This window comes from Pyrococcus woesei (assembly GCF_050496105.1).
Classification (GTDB): Archaea; Methanobacteriota_B; Thermococci; order Thermococcales; family Thermococcaceae; genus Pyrococcus; species Pyrococcus furiosus.
Map to the genome: position 1 here is coordinate 1100947 of NZ_CP179867.1, position 19066 is coordinate 1120012.

Annotated in this window: 18 protein-coding genes; 3 read left to right on the top strand and 15 right to left on the bottom strand. The window is 42.7% G+C overall.

Features of this window, described 5'->3' with window-relative positions; genetic code table 11:
- Nucleotides 1–79 precede the first annotated feature (79 nt).
- From ACMFNG_RS06035 to ACMFNG_RS06050, 4 genes are all read right to left on the bottom strand, one after another.
- Entirely contained in the window at nucleotides 80–844 is a 765-nt protein-coding gene (locus tag ACMFNG_RS06035; protein WP_011011700.1) for an ABC transporter permease, read from the bottom strand.
- Nucleotides 841–1806: an ATP-binding cassette domain-containing protein gene (locus ACMFNG_RS06040; protein ID WP_011011701.1), complete on the bottom strand. Its 966-nt coding sequence runs from the start codon at nucleotides 1804–1806 to the stop codon at nucleotides 841–843. The genes ACMFNG_RS06035 and ACMFNG_RS06040 overlap by 4 nt, the downstream gene beginning before the upstream one ends.
- Nucleotides 1775–2260, bottom strand: a complete 486-nt coding sequence (locus ACMFNG_RS06045) for a PadR family transcriptional regulator (RefSeq protein WP_011011702.1) — start codon at nucleotides 2258–2260, stop codon at nucleotides 1775–1777. Before ACMFNG_RS06045 ends, ACMFNG_RS06040 begins: the two co-directional genes overlap by 32 nt.
- Nucleotides 2261–2324: 64 nt before the next feature.
- On the bottom strand, nucleotides 2325–3632 hold the full coding sequence (locus ACMFNG_RS06050) for an ATP-binding protein (protein ID WP_011011703.1): 1308 nt from the start codon (nucleotides 3630–3632) through the stop codon (nucleotides 2325–2327).
- 613 nt (nucleotides 3633–4245) lie between these two features.
- Between ACMFNG_RS06050 and ACMFNG_RS06055 the strand changes: the two genes are divergently transcribed.
- Complete coding sequence (locus ACMFNG_RS06055) at nucleotides 4246–4635, top strand: hypothetical protein (RefSeq protein ID WP_149586324.1); 390 nt, start codon at nucleotides 4246–4248, stop codon at nucleotides 4633–4635.
- Entirely contained in the window at nucleotides 4628–5242 is a 615-nt protein-coding gene (locus ACMFNG_RS06060) for a hypothetical protein (RefSeq protein ID WP_011011705.1), read from the top strand. The genes ACMFNG_RS06055 and ACMFNG_RS06060 overlap by 8 nt, the downstream gene beginning before the upstream one ends.
- A 180-nt stretch (nucleotides 5243–5422) precedes the next feature.
- On the opposite strand, the gene glmM is transcribed toward ACMFNG_RS06060, so the two are convergent.
- The 9 genes from glmM to ACMFNG_RS06105 form a co-directional block, all read right to left on the bottom strand.
- Nucleotides 5423–6790, bottom strand: coding sequence for a phosphoglucosamine mutase (gene glmM, locus ACMFNG_RS06065; RefSeq protein WP_011011707.1), 1368 nt, complete (start codon nucleotides 6788–6790; stop codon nucleotides 5423–5425).
- A gap of 40 nt (nucleotides 6791–6830) precedes the next feature.
- Nucleotides 6831–8216 carry a mannose-1-phosphate guanylyltransferase/mannose-6-phosphate isomerase gene (locus ACMFNG_RS06070; RefSeq protein WP_011011708.1) on the bottom strand — a complete coding sequence of 462 codons (1386 nt, stop codon included), beginning with the start codon at nucleotides 8214–8216 and terminating at the stop codon, nucleotides 6831–6833.
- Nucleotides 8217–8229: 13 nt separating this feature from the next.
- Complete coding sequence (mpgP, locus tag ACMFNG_RS06075) at nucleotides 8230–8958, bottom strand: mannosyl-3-phosphoglycerate phosphatase (RefSeq protein ID WP_014835172.1); 729 nt, start codon at nucleotides 8956–8958, stop codon at nucleotides 8230–8232.
- Entirely contained in the window at nucleotides 8955–10139 is a 1185-nt protein-coding gene (gene mpgS / locus ACMFNG_RS06080) for a mannosyl-3-phosphoglycerate synthase (protein ID WP_011011710.1), read from the bottom strand. Before mpgS ends, mpgP begins: the two co-directional genes overlap by 4 nt.
- 41 nt (nucleotides 10140–10180) lie before the next feature.
- The gene (locus ACMFNG_RS06085; RefSeq protein ID WP_014835173.1) at nucleotides 10181–12784 is read right to left on the bottom strand and encodes a DEAD/DEAH box helicase; all 2604 of its coding nucleotides are present in this window, start codon (nucleotides 12782–12784) and stop codon (nucleotides 10181–10183) included.
- Nucleotides 12781–13713 (bottom strand): MBL fold metallo-hydrolase, encoded by a 933-nt coding sequence (locus tag ACMFNG_RS06090; protein ID WP_011011712.1) that lies wholly within the window; start codon nucleotides 13711–13713, stop codon nucleotides 12781–12783. The genes ACMFNG_RS06085 and ACMFNG_RS06090 overlap by 4 nt, the downstream gene beginning before the upstream one ends.
- 58 nt (nucleotides 13714–13771) lie before the next feature.
- Nucleotides 13772–14719: an ornithine carbamoyltransferase gene (gene argF / locus ACMFNG_RS06095; protein WP_011011713.1), complete on the bottom strand. Its 948-nt coding sequence runs from the start codon at nucleotides 14717–14719 to the stop codon at nucleotides 13772–13774.
- Between the two features lie 100 nt (nucleotides 14720–14819).
- Complete coding sequence (gene dph5, locus ACMFNG_RS06100) at nucleotides 14820–15629, bottom strand: diphthine synthase (protein ID WP_011011714.1); 810 nt, start codon at nucleotides 15627–15629, stop codon at nucleotides 14820–14822.
- A complete protein-coding gene (locus ACMFNG_RS06105; protein WP_014835174.1) occupies nucleotides 15629–16456 on the bottom strand; it encodes an MBL fold metallo-hydrolase in 828 nt (275 codons plus the stop codon). The genes dph5 and ACMFNG_RS06105 overlap by 1 nt, the downstream gene beginning before the upstream one ends.
- A gap of 48 nt (nucleotides 16457–16504) precedes the next feature.
- Between ACMFNG_RS06105 and ACMFNG_RS06110 the strand changes: the two genes are divergently transcribed.
- Nucleotides 16505–17653, top strand: a complete 1149-nt coding sequence (locus tag ACMFNG_RS06110; protein ID WP_014835175.1) for a M20 metallopeptidase family protein — start codon at nucleotides 16505–16507, stop codon at nucleotides 17651–17653.
- Here the strand turns inward: ACMFNG_RS06110 and pyrI are convergent.
- Both pyrI and pyrB read right to left on the bottom strand, forming a co-directional pair.
- The gene (gene pyrI / locus ACMFNG_RS06115) at nucleotides 17643–18101 is read right to left on the bottom strand and encodes an aspartate carbamoyltransferase regulatory subunit (protein ID WP_011011717.1); all 459 of its coding nucleotides are present in this window, start codon (nucleotides 18099–18101) and stop codon (nucleotides 17643–17645) included. The two genes, ACMFNG_RS06110 and pyrI, sit on opposite strands and share 11 nt — an antisense overlap.
- Nucleotides 18102–19028 (bottom strand): aspartate carbamoyltransferase, encoded by a 927-nt coding sequence (gene pyrB, locus ACMFNG_RS06120; RefSeq protein ID WP_011011718.1) that lies wholly within the window; start codon nucleotides 19026–19028, stop codon nucleotides 18102–18104.
- Nucleotides 19029–19066: the final 38 nt, after the last annotated feature.

Sequence of the window (19066 nt, forward strand, 5' to 3'; positions counted from 1 at the left end):
TCATATTATACAACAGGAGCTATATATCTTTCTGTACTTTTGCTGTTATTAATCTAACTTTTTTTAAAATAAACAAAAATCATGAAAGATAGGCCTTTCTAAATTCTAAGCCTGCAATTCCAGCGAACGCTAAAGCTAGGATTATTAAGACTATCCAATCGTTTATGATCCCAAAAGTTGGAGTTACCCCTGCAAGATAGTACCTAACACCATCAACTGCATACGTTAGGGGGTTTATCTTCGCTAGCCACTGCATCCAATTTGGCATTGTCTTTACTGGGTAGAATGCACCACTGAGGAACATCATTGGAAGCATTAGCATCATAACTATTACTTGGAACCCTTCCATGCTGCTCATCCTGAGGGCCAATGCAACACCCAATCCCGCTATTGCTATGCCCACAAAGAAGGCCAATACGAGAGCTGGTATTATTCCTGAAACTTTTAAGTCCGCTATGGTAAAGCTTAGTGCCACCATTATGAATCCTTGGATCATCGCAACTATTGCCCCTCCCGTTATCCTTCCTAGAATGCTTTCAACTCTACTCGCTGGAGCTACAAGTATTTCCTTCATGAAGCCAAACTGCTTGTCCCAAATTATTGTTAATCCCTGCATAAAGCTCATGTTGAACACAGTCATTACAACAACTCCTGGGACCAAGTAAGTCATGTAGTCAACTCCGCCAAATATTCTCGTTGCCATTGGAAAGTTAAAGACTCCACTCCATCCCTTTCCGAAAAATATGAGCCAGATTAGTGGGTTTAGGATGCTCCCCATGATTCTTGAAGGTGACCTCACGAATCTCTTAAGCTCACGGTAGATCATCGTTGAGAAGACGTTCATCTTCCCCACCTCCTCATTGGCATTGTTGACCTATCAGAAGCTTCATCCCTTATCTCTCTCCCCGTTAAGTGCAAGAAGACGTCGTTTAGCGTAGGTCTGTGGTAGGTAACCTCCAAGATCTTAAGTCCCATATCCCTGGCCTTTTCAAACACCAAAGGTAGGACTTCTGCCGCATTATTAACTTCTAGAGCGACCCTTCCATCGTTGAGAATTTTACATCCCCTAATGAACTCAGCTTGAACACAGGTGGGTTTCTCAAACTTGACGTAGATTATGTCATTCCCCACCAACTTCTTCAGCTCTTCAGTAGTTCCCTTGGCTATTATCTTTCCGTGGTCTATGATTGCTATCCTATCTGCAAGCTGCTCAGCTTCATCCATGTAGTGGGTGGTTAGGAATATTGTCATGTCATGCTCCTCTTTCATCGTCTTAATGTACTCCCAAATGTGAGCCCTGGTTTGGGGATCAAGACCTATTGTTGGTTCATCTAAAAAGAGCACTTCTGGCTCATGTAGCAGAGATCTGGCTATTTCCAGCCTTCTTTGCATACCTCCTGAGAAGTATTTAACTTGCTTATCCCTAAACTCCCAGAGCTCGACGAATTTCAATAATTCCTCAATCTTCTTCTTGAGATCTTGTCCTCTAAGTCCATAAATTCTTCCATGGATGTACATGTTTTCCCAGGCCGTTAGTTCTCTGTCAACACTTGGATCTTGAAAGACAATACCTATCTTCTTTCTAACTTCCATTGGCTCCTTAACTACATCGTGCCCAGCTACTATAGCTCTTCCCGAAGTGGGCTTCAGTAGCGTTGTTAATACGTGAACCGTTGTTGTTTTTCCAGCACCATTTGGGCCTAGAAAGGCGAATATTTCTCCCTGTTTTACTTTGAATGATATCCCCTTTACGGCTTCAAAGTCTCCATATTTTTTAACGAGGTTCTCCACTATTATTGCCTCCATATTGTTCACCTCCCAGGAGAATTAGCTTAATTCTTTTAACGAAGTTGGAAAACTCCCTCGCAAGAGCAGCTTTTTGCTCTTCAGAAAGCTTGTCAATGTTTTCAACAACTTCCCTTAGAACCTGGGCAACCTCCTTACCCCCAAGTTCTGAAAATTCTTTGAGTTTATTTGCAATCTCTAAAGCTTCTTTCACTTCGTCTTCGTGTTTTCTTAGATATTCTCTCCCTTTTTCTGTTATTTTGTGGAGCTTCTTTTCCCTCTTTCCTTCCCCTGCTACTTCAATCAGTCCGCTCTTTCTTAAGGATGAGAGGATTGGATAGATTGCACCTGGGCTTACCTTTATTCCAAAGGTTTCTTCTAATCTTGTCATAATGCCATATCCATGTAGTGGGTTTTCTTCTAGGAGCTTTAGGATTAGTAGCTTTAGATGACCCTTGAACCTGGGCTTTTCCACAATATCACCTGATATATCAATTGATATATCAACTTATAAGTACTTTCCTTAAGCCTCGAGTACGCTAAATACATGAAAGAAATACCGAGACTGGTATTACTAAAGGATCTCTAGAGAACTTTGACTTGGATAATGTTATCACCTTCCTTATCTTTCCAACCTTAACTGGAGAAGCTTTAATGTTGTCGCTCCACTTAACCTCTATCCCTATTCCATCTCTAGTCACAACATCGATCTCCCTTCCATCGCGCCAATATCCTACTTCATATCTCCTTGCCACATGAGTTGCTACCACACTCTCGACTATCTTATCTTCACTTGGTTCCTCCGTTAAGGTCCATCTAGAGACTAAGTGGTAGAGAAAGGGATCTATGAGGTGCACCTTTTTCTCCCGCCTAAAGTCTACTTCTAATTTGTTTGGATCTATGTATGGGAGAACCTTTACGAGAAACATTCTCTCGAAAAGTTCAATGTAGTTAAATACTGTTTTGTGGGATCCTATATCTATCTCTTTCGCAATTCCATGCCAACTCACTGGAGAGGGGAGCTTTTTGATTATGGCCTTCATTATTCTCCTTGCAACCTCTTCACTTTTTCCAAGCTTTAGTATGTCTCCCCTCATCCAAGAAATATAGGTCTCATATGTCTCCTCTGAAACCTTATTATACCTTAGTATATCTTTCACTGCCCTGGGAAATCCGCCACTAAGGAGGTAAAGTTTGAAGAGCTTATTAAGTTCTTTAATGAATGGTACGGCCTTTAAACACTCCTCAACTTTGTCTAGACTGTTTATCCTAGGGAGAAGTGAATGTAACTTTGGAGATGCTATCTTGATGAATTCCCTAAACGTCAATGGGAGCATTACTACATCCTTGCCTTTTCCTCTTCTCCCAGGAAATGTTTCAACTTCCCCTTTTGTATGCATGCTTGTTGATCCCGTTAAAATGAGGACGTCATTTTTGAATTTTCCCATGTCAATGTAAAGCTTTATTGCTCTAAACCACTCCCTTGGGAACGTGACTTCATCGAGGAGTATGTAAGACGATCTTATCCCTTCAATCTCTCTAATTTCGAGGTACTCATCGATAACATTCATAAGCTCCTTGTAATCGCTAATATAATCACATCGGAGATAAAAAATCGATCTTGGATTTATCCCTTCGTCGAGGAGTTTCTTTACTATGAGCTTCAATAGAGTAGTTTTCCCAACTTGTCTAGGGCCAAAGATTATATTAAGGGAGAAAGGCTCCAGAAGGATTTCCTTTATTATGTCAGGAACCCACTTAATTTCGCTCTCTACCCACTTTCTATAGTCTTCATCTTCCTTTATCCCTTCCTTTCCTTTCCACCATGGATTAAAATGTTCAATCATGTTGGTATTTGGATTACCAAATATTTAAAAATATTTTGGTAATGGAATTATCAACAAATCAGTCTTAAAAGCCTCCAAAGGTGAACTTTCTAGTACTCTTAATTCACTCTCTCTTGACAATTCTCATAGTGCTTCTCTTCTCCAGCCCCCTGGGCTTTAGTGCTGCACCTAGTATGTTCTCTTTGCCATCCCCCATTGTGAAGTTATTTTGCTTTAAATTTTCTCTATTTCTAGAAGCTAGAGTAATAGAGGATATTTTTTTCCTGAGTGGTTTTTACATATACAAAGTGGAAATTTTTAAATAGTCTAAGGCATACATAATATTTGTGGGCTGTTTTCGTAAATAGTAAAGTTTGTTGGGGTTTGTAAGGTGGCCAGAACAACAGGGGGATATGCATAGATTATGGTGAGGAATATGAAATCAAACTATAAATTGGTGATTTTTACTCTTTTCTTACTTTTGTTAGCTGGCATATTCACACTTTATGATCTGGAGAAATGTGAACAGGAACACTTGGATGAATCTTCCGAAAGAATATCACCCAACATTACGACCGAATTATGTTGTGGTCTCTTAAAGATTCCAGAACAATGGGAAACAAACTGCTCTGGAGTGGTAGAAATCAGCGAGAAGTATCCTATATGGCCAGGCTTTCCAGACAAAAAGCCAAACTGGACGGTCTTAATAGGTGTTGATGTTGCCTTCTACAATGGTGGAGCTTTAATCTCAATAACAGACAGGGAGTTCTGGGGTAGTAGGCCTCATCACTTCTCACTAATGGGATGCTTCTATAAGAATGGAACACTCTTCCTTCTAGTGAAGTACGAGGATTGTCCTACCTACAACAAGTTGCACAACGTAACCAAAACGTGTCTGATGGACAAATGGACCCCAACATTCTTTGTTCATCCCAAGGTTAATCCAGAAAATCTCGTTATCTACATAACGGGGAATAAAGAGGGAATTTTAATAATACCTTGGGAGGCCATATGGAATGATTAGGCATGCTGTTGTATTTTTCTTTTTATTACTTATTGGAGCTTTTGTATTTTCCCGAGCAATTAAAACTGTTGAAGTTCAAGTCCTTGTCTACTACCCGGGAGAGCTTGTGAGCAGGGGCTATCGCATAGAGGGGGGACAAGTAATACTTAAGTTCCATGCACTAAATAGGTCTGAGGAACTCAAGGTGAAGTATGAAACCTTCAAAGTTCGCTGCTTCTTCTGTGATCTTGATCTTGAGAATGCAACCATTATTATAGATGGAACTCCTTTAAAACCAACTTGCAAGGATTACATCATGAGCTTTGATACAGGTGATGGAATGCTTTACATCGCGAGCCCCTACAACCTAAGCGAGACTGCAGAGATCTGGATCCCTGAGGGATACCAATTCAAAGAGTTAAAATTTGAAAACAACACTCTTGTGATTCTGGTATCTCCTGGAGATGGCGAGAAGGTCAAGATTATTCACTCGGGAGTTGTAGCTGAGCACAGAGAAGGGCTCGAGAAGGGGTGGGTAAAGGTGATCTACACTGATGGGAGCAAAAGTTGGGGAGGGAGAGTTTACAGTTTTGGGGAGGGGGAGTGCCCAATACTCATTAAGACCTAGGACCCTCAAACCGAGTTCTACTATATTCTTTTCATCTTTTAAAGGGCTGAGGTTCATGAGCTATCTTGCTTTAAGTCTCAGGTTGAAATGGAAGGAACAACCTTACGGCCGAGAGCTGGGATTTACTTGAGGAAGTTCCATTCTATCGAAAGCCAGCTAAGAAGAAAAAGAAAAGCAGAACTATGAAAGCGCTTTCTCAAGTAGCTCAATTCCCAGGTCTAAGTACTCCTGGGCTTTCTCTTCGCTCTTTGCTTCGCTGAATATCCTTATTATTGGCTCCGTTCCACTTGCCCTAACCAAAACCCATCCATCTTCAAATATTATCTTAGCTCCATCAGTTGTGTCAACAGTGTATCCCCTCTCCCTCGCCATCTCTGCAACCTTATTTACTATTGCATACCTATCTCCCTCAACGTGCCTCTTGGTCTTTATCTGGTAGTACTTCGGCAGCTCATCTATGAGCTCGCTGAACTTCTTACCGCTCTTGGCGAATATTTCAACAACCTTAGCCACGGTCATTGCACCATCTCTTCCCAGTACGTGATCTGGGAAGATTACTCCACCGTTCTCTTCCCCGCCTATTGTTCCGTTGTTCTCATAGAGGGCCCTGGCAACTATTAGGTCACCTACTTTAGTTCTCATTACCTTAGCTCCATGCTTCTTCGCTATGTCATCGAGCAAGTTGGAGGTTGCCACGGTTGTAACTAGTAATCCTCCACCATTCTCCCTCAACACTGCATCGGCAACGAGTGCAAACGTCTTATCACCCTGAATGAATCTTCCGTTTTCATCTATGAATACTGCTCTGTCTGCATCTCCATCCTGGGCAACTCCAAAGTCTGCTCCCAAGGCCTTAACTATCTCCATGAATCCTTTGAGGTTCTCCTCATTTGGTTCGGGGTTTCTAGCTGGGAAGTGGCCATCTGGGTGGGCGTTTACGGAAACAACTTTACATCCGAGCTCTCTTAGCAGGTATGGTAGGGTTAGGGAGCCTGCTCCATTTGATGTGTCCACAACCACAAATGGCCTCCTCTTCTTTATGGCTTCAACATCTACCTTGGATTTTATAGCTTCAATGTAAGGCTTTATTATATCAACTTCTCTAACTTCCCCGATTTCATGCCACTCTACCCTGTCAAAGTCTTCCTTGAAGAATATCTCCTCGACAATAGCTTCTCTTTCCTTCTTTAATCCCATCCCATTCGGCTCAAGTAGCTTTATTCCATTGTATTCTGGTGGGTTGTGGGAGGCTGTTATAACTGCTCCCCCATCAGCTTTAAGGTGATTTGTTGCCCACTGAATAGCGGGAGTTGGAGCAATTCCCACATCGATTACATCACATCCAACACTTAGAAGTCCGCTTATTAGAGCACTCTTTAGCATTTCCCCACTCACTCTCGTGTCCCTACCGACTACTACAACTGGTTTCTTCTTCCCCTCTCTCCTTAGAAGGGTTCCGAATGCCATTCCTATTTTTAGAGCGAATTCTGGGGTTATGTCCTTGTTTGCTGTCCCCCTCACTCCAAATGTTCCAAACAGCTTCCCCATTTTATCACCTCCAGTGATTAATAAAAAAGAAGTTAAAAACCTAAGCCCTCTGGTAGTCGTCCTCTATTCTAACTATGTCGTCCTCTCCAAGATACTCTCCTATCTGAGTCTCAATTACTTCTAAAACCACTTTTCCTGGGTTTTCTAGTCTATGGATAACACCCGCTGGGATGAATGTGCTTTCTCCTGGCCTTAGAATGAATTCCTTGTCACCAACCCTAACCTTTGCAGTTCCCCTGACAACTACCCAGTGCTCGCTCCTGTGGTAGTGGAGTTGTAGGCTTAGCCTTTTCCCAGGTAGAACGGTTATCCTCTTTATCTTGTACCTCTCTCCTTCTTCCAGAACTGTGTAGCTTCCCCATGGCCTATAAGCTGTCCTATGAACTATTGCCCTCTCATCGTTTTCTTCCTTGAGTTTCTTGTAAACCTCTTTGACCTTCTGAGTTTCTCCTTTCTTTGCAACTAAGAGTGCATCTCCCGTATCAACAATAATTAGATCCTCAACCCCAACGGTTGCTGTTAACCTTTCAGTTAGAATTAGGTTGTTCTTGGAGTCGACGTTTATGTACTTCGCCTTGAATCCCCTTACCTCCACAGCGTTACCATTCTCGTCCTTTTGAAGTGCCTCATATACGGCATCGAAGCTTCCCAGGTCGTTCCAGTATGTGTTTAGCGGAACAACCGCCGCTTTATCGGTCTTCTCCATGATTCCATAGTCAACGCTTATCTCTGGGGCTAATTCGTAGGCTTCCTCTATAGTCTTCCCTTCTTCAAAGGCCTTTACTACATCTGGAGCATGCTTTCTGGCCTCTTCCATAAAGAGGGTTGTCCTGAACATGAACATTCCACTGTTCCAGTAGTAACCGTTCTCTACGTATCTTTTAGCGGTTTCCAAGTCTGGCTTTTCCTTAAACTCATCAACTAGAAATCCTAAGTTGCTTATCTTCTCTCCTGGCTTTATGTAGCCATAACCTGTGTGTGGCTTCGTTGGCTTTATTCCAAAGGTAACCAGGTAATTTTCAGCGAGCTTCTCAGCCTTCTTGAAGGCCTCTATGTAGTTCTCGTTAACATCTATCGCATGGTCACTTGGTAGCACTGCAACTATTGAGTCTCCAAAGCTTTCGTCGATAACTTTGAGTCCCCAATAAATTGCGGGTAGTGTATTTTTCCCAACGGGTTCCAAAAGGATGTTCTCTTCTGGAATATTAACTCCAATTTCGTTTAAGTCGTCAAGAACCCTGAACCTGTATTCTTTGTTGGTAACAACGAAAATCTCCTTTGGTTTTGAGAAAATTAGTGCTCTCTCAACTGTTTTCTGGAAAAGAGATTTATTTGAGAAAACTTTTATGAATTGCTTTGGCATTAGCTCTCTGCTCAGTGGCCAAAGCCTCGTTCCCTTTCCTCCAGCAAGAATTAATGTCTTCATGTCATCACCTCCTTTAAATTTTCTTTAACACATCTTTAATGGATGTAACATTTTCAGCATTTTCATGTCTTAAATCTCCAATGAGAAATGCAAAATCGACGACATCAAACATTGGAAAGTCGTTTTCTCCGTCTCCAACCGCGTAACTCTCCACTTCATCAACCCTTTTATAGAGGTCAAGCAACAACTTCGCGGCCTTTCCTTTGTCCGAATTTCCATGAACAGCGTAAAATCTGCTTCCCATCGTTACCTTAAACCCCTTCCTTATTAAATCTTTTTCCCATCCTTCTCTCTTCCACAAGAATATGGTCTCGCTGTATTCCCTATCCTTGGCTAGGGGTATGAGATGTTTTGGAAGTTTTGTGAACTTCTCTATTTCTTCGTCCGTGGAGTTTCCATAGTATTTGAGTCCATATTCTGCCTCGAGCTCTTTGAGAGCTTTTCTTATTTCCTCTACTTTAACTCCAAGTTCTAGAACCATATACTCTCCTCTTTTAACTCCTGGGACTTCAAAGGGAAAATAGTTTGAAGGAATATAGATTGCACTTCCGTTCTCCACTATGAAAGGTCCTTTAACATTAAGTTTTTCTCTGTAGTATTCTTGCTCTGCACGGGTTTTAGAGGAATTAAAGACTATTTCAAATCCTTTCTTTTTTAGCTCCTCCACTATTGGGATTGCCGGCTCTGGATCGTATTCTGGTAAGAGAGTCTTGTCTAGATCCAGGAATATTACTCTGATCATAGGCCGAACCTCAGCAGTGTCTCGGAGTTGTTCTCGACAACTTTCATCCATTCCTCAATGTCTATCTCATTTATTGGCCTCATTATTCTAAGCTTGGGTGGTTCTTCTCCCTCCTTCAGTATTCCATGCTCTATTAGGTCATTTAGAATTCTTCTCTTTAGGTTCTTAGAGGCCATTTTTGAGTGATATATTGTAGCGAGGCTGAGGAGTATCATCTCCCTGACATGTTCCTGCCCCTTGTCCTCGTGGAAGTGTGGGTTAAGGGTTTCAATTTGGAAGATCTCTATTCCCTGGTCAAATACATCTTTGAACTCTTCAACGTTTTCCCACTTTCCAAATCTCTCCAGCAGGTAGACTATTTCATAAGGTTCGATGGAGTAGTTGGTTGAGAATGGCATTATTTCAGCTAACTTCATCGTCATCGCGTGCTCTCCTGCATTTCCCGTGACCATTATCGTGGTTTCAAAGGAAGTCTGTTCGCTTATCAACATGTTGAGGTAGTGGTTTGTTATCTCACTTACTCTTCCCCACTTCTTGAAGTACAAGGTCCCCTTTGTGACTTTGGGCTTGTGCCTCCAGTGGAGCCTTACCATTGTATAGTCACTTTCGCTCATTAGGAAGCCTGCTGCATAGTCCTTAACGTACTCATTCACTGCTCCTGGGATGTAGTTATCTGCATCGACGAAACCCACGTATTCAGCCCCAATTGCCTTGGCTAGAAGAATACCTATGAGCATTCCCTCTCCTTTTCCACTCCTAATGTTGCCTTTTTCGTCTAAAATATCGGTGTAGCCCACCTTTTGAAATGCCTTGGCCAATCCTGGATCTCTTTGATGAACCATTATTATCTTTGAGTTTGTCAAGTTGTAGAAGTGCCTCACTAGATCAACTTCCAGCCTATACCTATTGGGTCCTTCCCTTTTGCTGTTTGATACTATGATGATGGGACATTTATGAGGGATTGCCTTGAGAACACCATCAACGAGGTGAAGCTTTTCGTTTTTCATGGGAACTATAACTGCCATCTTGCCAAGGGTGTCATAGATCTTCTCTCTGGGAATATTTGTAATCGTGTAAACTGGAACGTCCTCAGTCTCTGTGTCGAGCTTTATGACCTTTTGAAGCTCATAAATCTTCACAGCTCCAAATATCTCCTTATATACAGGTGCCTCGAGAAGCATTTAACCACCAAAAAGAATATACAAGAGGGAGTATATAACTGTTAAGGAAGGACTTTTTCCCATATTCTTATTGCCATCCACTTGTCGAGGAATTCATTGAAAGTTCCGCACTTGGGAGAATATATGCAGGCAGGACAGCCGTCTTTGCATGGACACTTCTTTATATGCTCCAAACTCCTGTACATCAGCTTTTCTACGTTCTCATACACCTGCCTAATTATTCCGCTTCCGCCTTCATTCCCATCATAGATGAAGATCACTGGCTTTCCATGGAAGTCATCGTAGCTGTAGCCGCCTATTTCTCTCGAATCCACATGAGTCACAACTGGAGCAAGCTTTATTATATTGTGCTCAATTGCATGAAGCCCTGAGCCTATCCCATCCTTGCTGTCGATCATCTTTTTTACGGCAAATGCGAATTCTTCTCCCTTATCTTTGGCGTGGTGGAGGATGAAACTCCTTATGTAGTGTGTGGTTGCTCCCAGAAGCGTGGGGAATAGAGATTTTCTACTAATTCTGTTGTAGAGGAACATCGCTAGCTCTGGATCTATCTCAGAGGCCACTGCAAAGAATTCCCTAAACTCCTCTTCGGGAACTATCCTAATATCGTTTGGAAACTCAAGCCAGAAACCTTCAGTTTCAAACTCTCTAATGTAGGGGGTGTCAAAGAGTACCCTCGCAAACTTCCAGGATTCCCAAATGTATGGGACGATGTCAATCTCTCCCCTTAGTATCCCCTCATCTTTTAGCTCTTCTAATCTCTTAACGTGCCTTTCAACGTCTCTTCCCCTCACGGCGTATCCAGTGTATTCGTGCCTTACTCTAAGTCTTCCGAACTTCACTTTTATTGGGCCAACAGTTTTCTCGTCTTTAACCTCAAGTATCTCAATGTTTTCAATTTTACTTGAACTAGTATCTATTTCTTCTTCGATTGGAAGAGGCCTCGCAAAAACGAAGTGGAACTTCTCAATCTTTATCTTATCAACTGCCATGTAGGGCCTTCCCCTTGAAAGGTAGACCATTCCAGGGAGTAGACTTCTGTGGAATTCTATCTCATCAACTTCCTCAACTACCATTCCTCTAACTTTGAGGTAGTTTACAAAACGGAGAAGTTCGGCTCCCCTCTTCCTCTGCAAAGCTCCCCTTATCCAGGGTTCATCCACGACTAAGAAGTAGCTTTCATCGCTCGCCGTTCTAATTGAAGAATAGACAGGAGGTCTTCTGAGTCTTATTTCTTCCTCTCCAGTTATTGGATTTCTTGTAACTTCCACGTATCCCTCCTCTACGAGGGTCTTTATGAATCTCTTCCATCTCCCCTCAATTTCTTTAATTGAGACAACTCCAAGTTCAGCTATGGCATAGTGGAGGTGCTTTTTCGCTATCTTTTCATTGTCCAAGTTAACGGGGATTTTCTCCACTAGGCCCTTTTCTATTCCCTCAACGAGCTCATCGAAATGTTCTTTGTAATAGTAGTCCAATCCATTTCTTCTCAAAATTATCCCGTTTATTGCAATTCTATTTGGATCCCTTCCGGCCCTACCAAATCTTTGAATTAGTGAAAACAATCCATCTGAAGGAATCCCATAGTTTATTACTGCATCTAAATCTCCAATGTCAATTCCCAACTCGAGTGCATTTGTCGTTAGGAGAACTGTGAGGTTGCCCTCCCTAAAGTCTCTCTCTATTAGAAACCTTTCCCTCTTAGTTAGCGTCCCTTTGTATGTTGTGATCCTATCAAAAGCATCTGAGAACAGGAAAAGCCTCATGATTCTTTCTGTCCCCTTTCTGGAGTCAAAAAATACCAAGGTCTTTATGTTCTTTCTAGTTAGTCTCTCAACAATTTGCTTGATTAGTTGTTCTCCAGTAAACCTTCTTGGCTCAAACATGACTATAATTCTTCTCGGGCTTGGACTTCCAGCTTCCTTGACCTCCTCAAATTCAGTCTCAAAAAATTGTTCAGCAAATTCTTTGGGGTTTCTCAAAGTTGCTGAAAGGGCAAGTATTTGGGGGCTTGAACTTAATCTCTTAAGCCTGAGAAAGAGTCTCTTGAAAACATAAGCAACATTTGTTCCAAAGATCCCCCTATAAACGTGCAATTCGTCCACGACAAGAAGTCTAAGCCCCTTTAAAAGCCAGAAATAATCCCTCCACCTGGGAAGAATGTGATGATGAAGCATATCGGGTGTCGTGAAGATTACGTTTGGTTTGCTCCTAATGATTTCTCTTCTCTTTTCCCATTCCGTATCTCCAGTTAAGACTTCTGCTCGAACTCTTTTTCCACAAATCTCCTCAAAGATAGTGTTTTCTTTTTCGAATTTTTCCATTTGGTTGTTTATTAAGGCTCTTGTTGGGTAGATTAAGAGAAAAGTTGAGGACGGGCTTGACAGTATTTCGTCAAAGATAAACAACCTAAATATCTCGCTTTTCCCACTAGCTGTGGGCGTTGAAACAACTACGTTTTTCCCTGAATACAGCTTTTCTAGGGCTTTAACTTGGTGAGAATAAAGTCTAAATCCGAGCCTCTTAACTAACTCATTAACTTCTTCATTCCTGAATTTGAACTCCCCATACTCTCCCCTCTTTGGGGGAATCTCGTGAAGTCCAACGATTTCACTCTCTAATCCCTTGAACAGCTCCTCAATCATTTTTGCTCTCCCAGCTCTTTTAGGAATTTGACTATCCCTTTTGGTAATTCAACATCTTTTCCCTTTTCAAACTCGTGGAGCTCTTTTCTATAAGCTTCTAGGGGTGCATTTTCTCTGCCCAGGAACTCGGCAAATGTTAGAGGTCTCTTATCTAGGGAGTTGAAGAACTCCTCATAACCTTTGTCCCTCACTATGTGATGGTCAATTATCAGCTCTGCGTTGGTCTCATTTATTATCCTGTTTATTAGTTCTCGCCCAATGTCTCTCACGTTTCCTACTCTATGTGTTAGATACGTGGGTGGACCTCCGGCAATTAGGAGATCTGGATTTTTCTCTATTATCCACTTCACGGCCTTTTCGTTGATAAGTTGAGTATCACTCGCATGTATCACACTTTTCTTTCCATCATCAATGAGAACCATCACTACAAACCCAAGCTTCGATCCTTCCCTTCCGTGAGGGACTGGTGGGGAGAACTCAATCTTAAAGTCGCCGAAGTCGAAGGTTTTCGAATCCCCATACTCGATCTTTTTTGCAATCCCTTCAACGTTCTTTAGGAATTCGTGAGCTCTCCTTTTTTGGCTTGCATTTATATTCTGGGTTGGATGCTTTATCAGAAGTATTTTTCCTGAATACAACTCCTTTGCTATCTCTGGGGAGGAACTTTCGTAAATTCCCTCAAAGAAGGGAGTATGGTGATCATAGTGGTAGTGGGAGATGGTAATTACATCAGCTTTTTTTGCGAACTCCTGTATTTTACTTCTGGCAAGTTGGAGGGCTGCCATTTCAGAGTTTGCTGGGCTTAATGAGTATCTTTTTGGCCCTAGTGCTGCCCCTGGGTCTATTAGAATCCCCCTCTTTCCTACCTTAACGAATACTGCTAAGCTTCTGACTCCCAAACTCTCGGAAGCTATGGGAATTATCTTCATGCTTAACCCCTAAAGAATAGAGGGTGGCAAGATTTATAATAATAAGGGGAGAAAGAAGTCAGAATTTAATTCCTCCCATGACAAGAGCAAGGACTGCCTTTTGGGCGTGCAGTCTATTCTCTGCCTGATCCCACACAACGCTGTTTGGACTGTCAATTACGTCATCAGTTACCTCTTCTCCCCTGTGTGCTGGGAGACAGTGCATGAACATGTAGTCGGGCTTCGCATGTTTAACTAAATCTTTGTTAACTTGGAATGGTCTGAAGATCTTCCTTCTCTCCTCAGCCTCAGCTTCTTGACCCATTGAGGCCCAAACGTCGGTGTAGATTACATCTGCATCCTTAACGGCCTTAACCGGATCGTGGAGAAGCTCAAAGCTTCCTCCGCTTTCAGCGGCGTTCTGCTCGGCCCACTTGATTACTTTTTCATCTGGCTCATAACCTTCAGGTGTTGCAACTACGACATCTGCTCCAAGCTTTGTTCCTGCAATCATCAAGGAGTGAGCAACGTTGTTTCCATCACCAACATAAACTACCTTAACTCCCTTGATAGTTCCCTTCTTCTCCCAAATTGTCATGTAATCAGCCAAAGCCTGGCATGGGTGGGAGAAGTCGCTTAAACCATTTATCACTGGAACGGTTGCGTATTTGGCCAAATCTTCTACATCCTTGTGATCGTAAACTCTTGCCATTATTGCATCAACGTATCTGCTGAGAACTCTTGCAGTGTCAGCTATTGTTTCTCCTCTCCTAAGCTGGAGGTCTTGGGCATTTAAGTAGAGGGCATGGCCTCCCAGGTGAGCCATTGCCACTTCAAAACTAACTCTTGTTCTAGTTGAAGGCTTCTGGAATATCATTGCCAATGTCTTCCCTTCGAGAAGCCTGTGGGGTTTTCCTATCTTTTGCCAAATCTTAAACATCTTTGCTGTTTCAAGAATTGTCCAGATTTCTTCGGCTGTATAGTCTTGAAGACAGAGAAGATCTCTTCCTGCCAAGCTAACTACCATTCTTCATCACCAAATTTAACTCACCTGGGATTTTAATAACCCTTTCGTCGGAAAATAATGAAGTTACATGAAAAGCTTTCTAAATTTTTCTTGCTCCACTTTACATTTTTCTAGGAGCAAATTGCTCAAGTATCTCTTTTGGGGCACCTGCAATCTCAACTAAATACTCTGCCTCTACAACGTGAAGTTTCCCTGGAACTATTAGAACATGAGGTTGCTTTCCAAAGTCTTCCTTTATCATATCTTTTACGTATCCAGCCCTAATTGTTGGGTTGAGCGAGCCAGCCCTTCCAAGGACAACCACCAAAGTGTTGGGAGTGAAAACATTCTCTCCCCTCATTTCCTCTACCTTAAGTAGGAGTTCCATGGCCTCATTTGCGGTCATGTACTTCCCCTTCTCGGCCTTTATGTCAAGGAAGAGGAGAGTATGAAGTCCTCTCTCTAAGTTCTCTTTAACTACATCGTAGTAGCTAGTGGGGAACCAATTCCCCTCTGGATAGGCTACTGTGGCACTCTTTCCAAACTTATATATATGCAATCCAGTTATTGCCACAGCTGAATAAATGCTTGGGGCGTGAATAACATAGCTCTCCACACCCATTCTCTTCGCCCTTATCCTCAGCTCTGCGTGGGTAGTAGCCACCATGGGATCCCCAGCGGTTAGGAATGCTACTTCTTTTTCCTTGGCCTCTGGGAGGACTATTTTTTCGAAGTTCATTTCCACATCCTCTCTATTGAGGACTATTATCTTTTTCCCAATTACCTCTTCGATTTTCTCAAGCGTAGTTCCAGCCATAAGAGAGGTGTAGAATTCTGCATACACCTTATCGCACCTTTTTGCAATCTCCAATCCTTTGAGCGTTATGTCTTTCTCATCATATAACCCAAGTCCAATAAAGTATAGGGGCATTAAATCCACCTCCTAATTTCTTCTCCCCTCGATATCGACCTGCTCTCATACCCAAACCCATTTAATATCTTCGCAAATGACTGCGCGTGGCCAAAGATTGTGAACACTTTCTCTGGGTCGACCTTCTCAACTATCCTAATTAGCTCCCAAAAGTCGGCGTGATTGCTTAGCTTTACTTTTCCAAAACCAGAAACAAGAATGCCTTTGGATGATGACACTATAACTTCTCCTTCATTATCAGTTCTAAGCCCGATCCCAAATTTTGAGTAGACCCTCGAAACTTTCAAAATTTCCCTATCAACTCTGGGAGTGTATCCATGGGCGTTAAGGATGGCAATTATTTCCTGGGCTTTTCCATATGGATTTGCCTGGATGATGGGTATCTTCCCTCTGTCAAGTTGATCCTCCACATACCATATAATCTCTTTCTCTACTTTCCTTGGTTCTGGGAAGGAATACATGGGGACACCAAAAGTCGCTTCTATTATTAAAAAGTCAGCTTTTGGGATCTTTGCTCTCTCAGCAGTTCTTAACCTCTCAAGCTTTATATCTCCAGTATAGTAGAGGGTTCCCTCATCCAACCAAATTTTAATTCCAGCGGAGCCGAGCATGTGGCCAGAAGGATAGAGTTTTGCCTTGTAATCTCCGATGTAGAACCTCTTTCCATATTCGACCTGGGAATATAGAGTGGAGTTCCTCAAATGACTCAAGAATATTGTAGGTTTTGTGGCGTATACAATCTTCCCGCTTGCAAAGTGATCTGTGTGAGCGTGACTCTGAAAGGCAACTTTACCTTTCCAGTCAAATCCTACCACATCGAACTTCATCGAAATCCTAATATCTCCGACCAGGTAATATATCCTTCGGTGGTCCAAATGTTCAACCCCCTTGAGGAGGCCATGAAGATTAAGGACGAAATCATCTCCTGGAGAAGAGACTTCCACATGTACCCAGAACTAGGTTACGAAGAGGAGAGAACTTCCAGAATAGTTGAGGAACACCTAAAAGAGTGGGGGTATAAGATAAAGAGAGTAGGAACGGGAATAATTGCTGACATTGGGAGTGGAGAAAAAACTGTGGCCTTAAGAGCAGATATGGATGCTCTCCCAATTCAAGAGGAGAACGAAGTCCCATACAAATCTAGAGTTCCTGGGAAAATGCATGCTTGTGGTCATGATGCTCACACCGCAATGCTTCTAGGAGCAGCGAAGATAATTGCGGAGCATGAAGAAGAGCTAAACAATAGGGTTAGGCTAATCTTCCAGCCTGCTGAAGAAGGGGGCAATGGAGCACTAAAAATGATAGAAGGAGGAGCATTAGAGGATGTAGACGCTATTTTCGGCCTTCACGTTTGGGCAGAGCTGGAGTCTGGTATAATTGGACTTAGAAAGGGCCCATTCCTTGCAGGTGTTGGAAAGTTCAACGTGAAAATAATTGGGAAAGGAGGGCATGGGGCAGCTCCTCAATATGCAATAGACCCAGTTCCAGCGGTAGCGGAGGCAATTTTAGCTCTCCAAAGGATAGTTGCCAGGGAGATTGACCCGCTAGAAAGTGCAGTGGTTACGGTAGGGAAAGTTCAGGGTGGAACGGCTTTCAACGTAATTCCAGAAAGTGTGGAGTTTGAGGGGACTTTCAGGTTCTTCACGGAGGAACTTGGAGGGTTCATAAGAAAGAGAATTTCTGAAATTGTAAGTGAGGTTGCAAAGGCTCACAGGTGTAGAGCTGAAGTCAAGACTGAAATTCTAGGCCCTCCCACAATAAACGATGACAGAATGGTTGAGTTCGTAAGGGAAGTTGCCCAGGGACTCGGGCTGAAAGTGGGAGAAGTTAAGAAGACTTTAGGTGGAGAAGACTTTGCCTTCTATCTCCAGAGAGTACCTGGGGCATTTATAGCTTTAGGAATTAGAAATGAAAAGAAGGGGATAATCTACCCACACCACAACCCAAGGTTTGACGTCGATGAGGACATTCTTCCCCTGGGAACTGCACTGGAAGTTGCCTTGGCCTTCAACTTTAGAGGTTAGCCAGTATCTCCTCTTCTTCCATTGTTCTTTCACAGTAGTGACACCTAACTTTCAATGGTTCCTTGCTGATCACGTAGAACTTTGGAGTTACATATTCGTAATGGGTTATACAGTTGGGATTGCCACACTTTAATATTCCCTCAATAACATCTGGAATCTCAACCTTAAACTTCTCAACAACCTTGTACTCTCTGATTATGTTAACGGTTGCAGTTGGAGCAACTAGCGCTATTTTGTTGACCTCTTCCTCACTCAGGAACTTGCCTTCAACCTTAACTATATCCTTTCTTCCCAGCTTTTTGCTTGGTACGTTCATAGCTAATAAAACCGCTCCTCCATTCTTCAACTCTCCAAGCCCGAGGATTTGGATAACCTTAAGGCCTTTGCCCGCTGGTATGTGGTCTATTACCGTTCCCTCCTTGATTGCGGAAACCTTAAGCTCTGCCATTCAAATCACCCCCAAGACTAGGCCCAAGAGGGCCATTCTTACGGGAATTCCGTTAAACACTTGCTTAAAGTAGATCGCGTGCTTGGTTTTATCAACTTCTGGATGAATTTCGTCAACCCTTGGAAGTGGATGCATAACCTTTAGCGTTTCCTTGGCCTTTGAAAGCACTTGGAGGTTTACCTGATAACTTCCCCTGACTTTGAGGTATTCTTGCTCGTCTGGGAACCTCTCTTTCTGAATTCTAGTCACGTAGAGCACATCTAACTCTCCAATGACGCTCATCAAATCAGAGGTCTCGTAGACCGTTACTCCCTTTTCCCTGAGCTCCTCGACTATGTGTCGAGGCATCCTTAGGAGTTCAGGTGAGATTAGGTACAGCTCTACATCGTAATATGCCAATGCCTCTGCAAGGCTGTGCACAGTTCTTCCATACTTTAAATCTCCCAAAAGGCCGATCTTTAACCCATCGATCTTTCCAAACTCCTTCCTTATAGTGTAGAGATCCAGCAGTGTTTGAGTTGGGTGTTGATTACTCCCGTCACCCGCATTAATCACCGGTATCTCGGCAACCTCAGCAGCTAACCTTGCCGCTCCTTCTTTTGGATGTCTAATCACTATGACATCACTGTACTGCTCAACAGTTTTTATTGTATCTGCCAAGCTTTCGCCCTTCTTCACGCTACTAGTGGAGGCTTCAGCAAACCCAATCACCGCTCCTCCCAGTCTGTGCATTGCACTCTCAAAGCTCAACCTTGTTCTTGTCGAAGGCTCGAAGAAGAGAGTTGCAAGTATCTTTCCTCTTGCATACTCCAGCTGTCCCTTCTCCTTTAACTCTTTTTCAAGGCGTTCCGCTGTAGAAAGGACGATTTCTATGTCTTCTTTAGAAAAGTCTCTAATGCTGATAACATCTCTACCTTTCCAATCCATTGAAGCCCTTCTACACTCATCCTCAATTGGTATTTAAA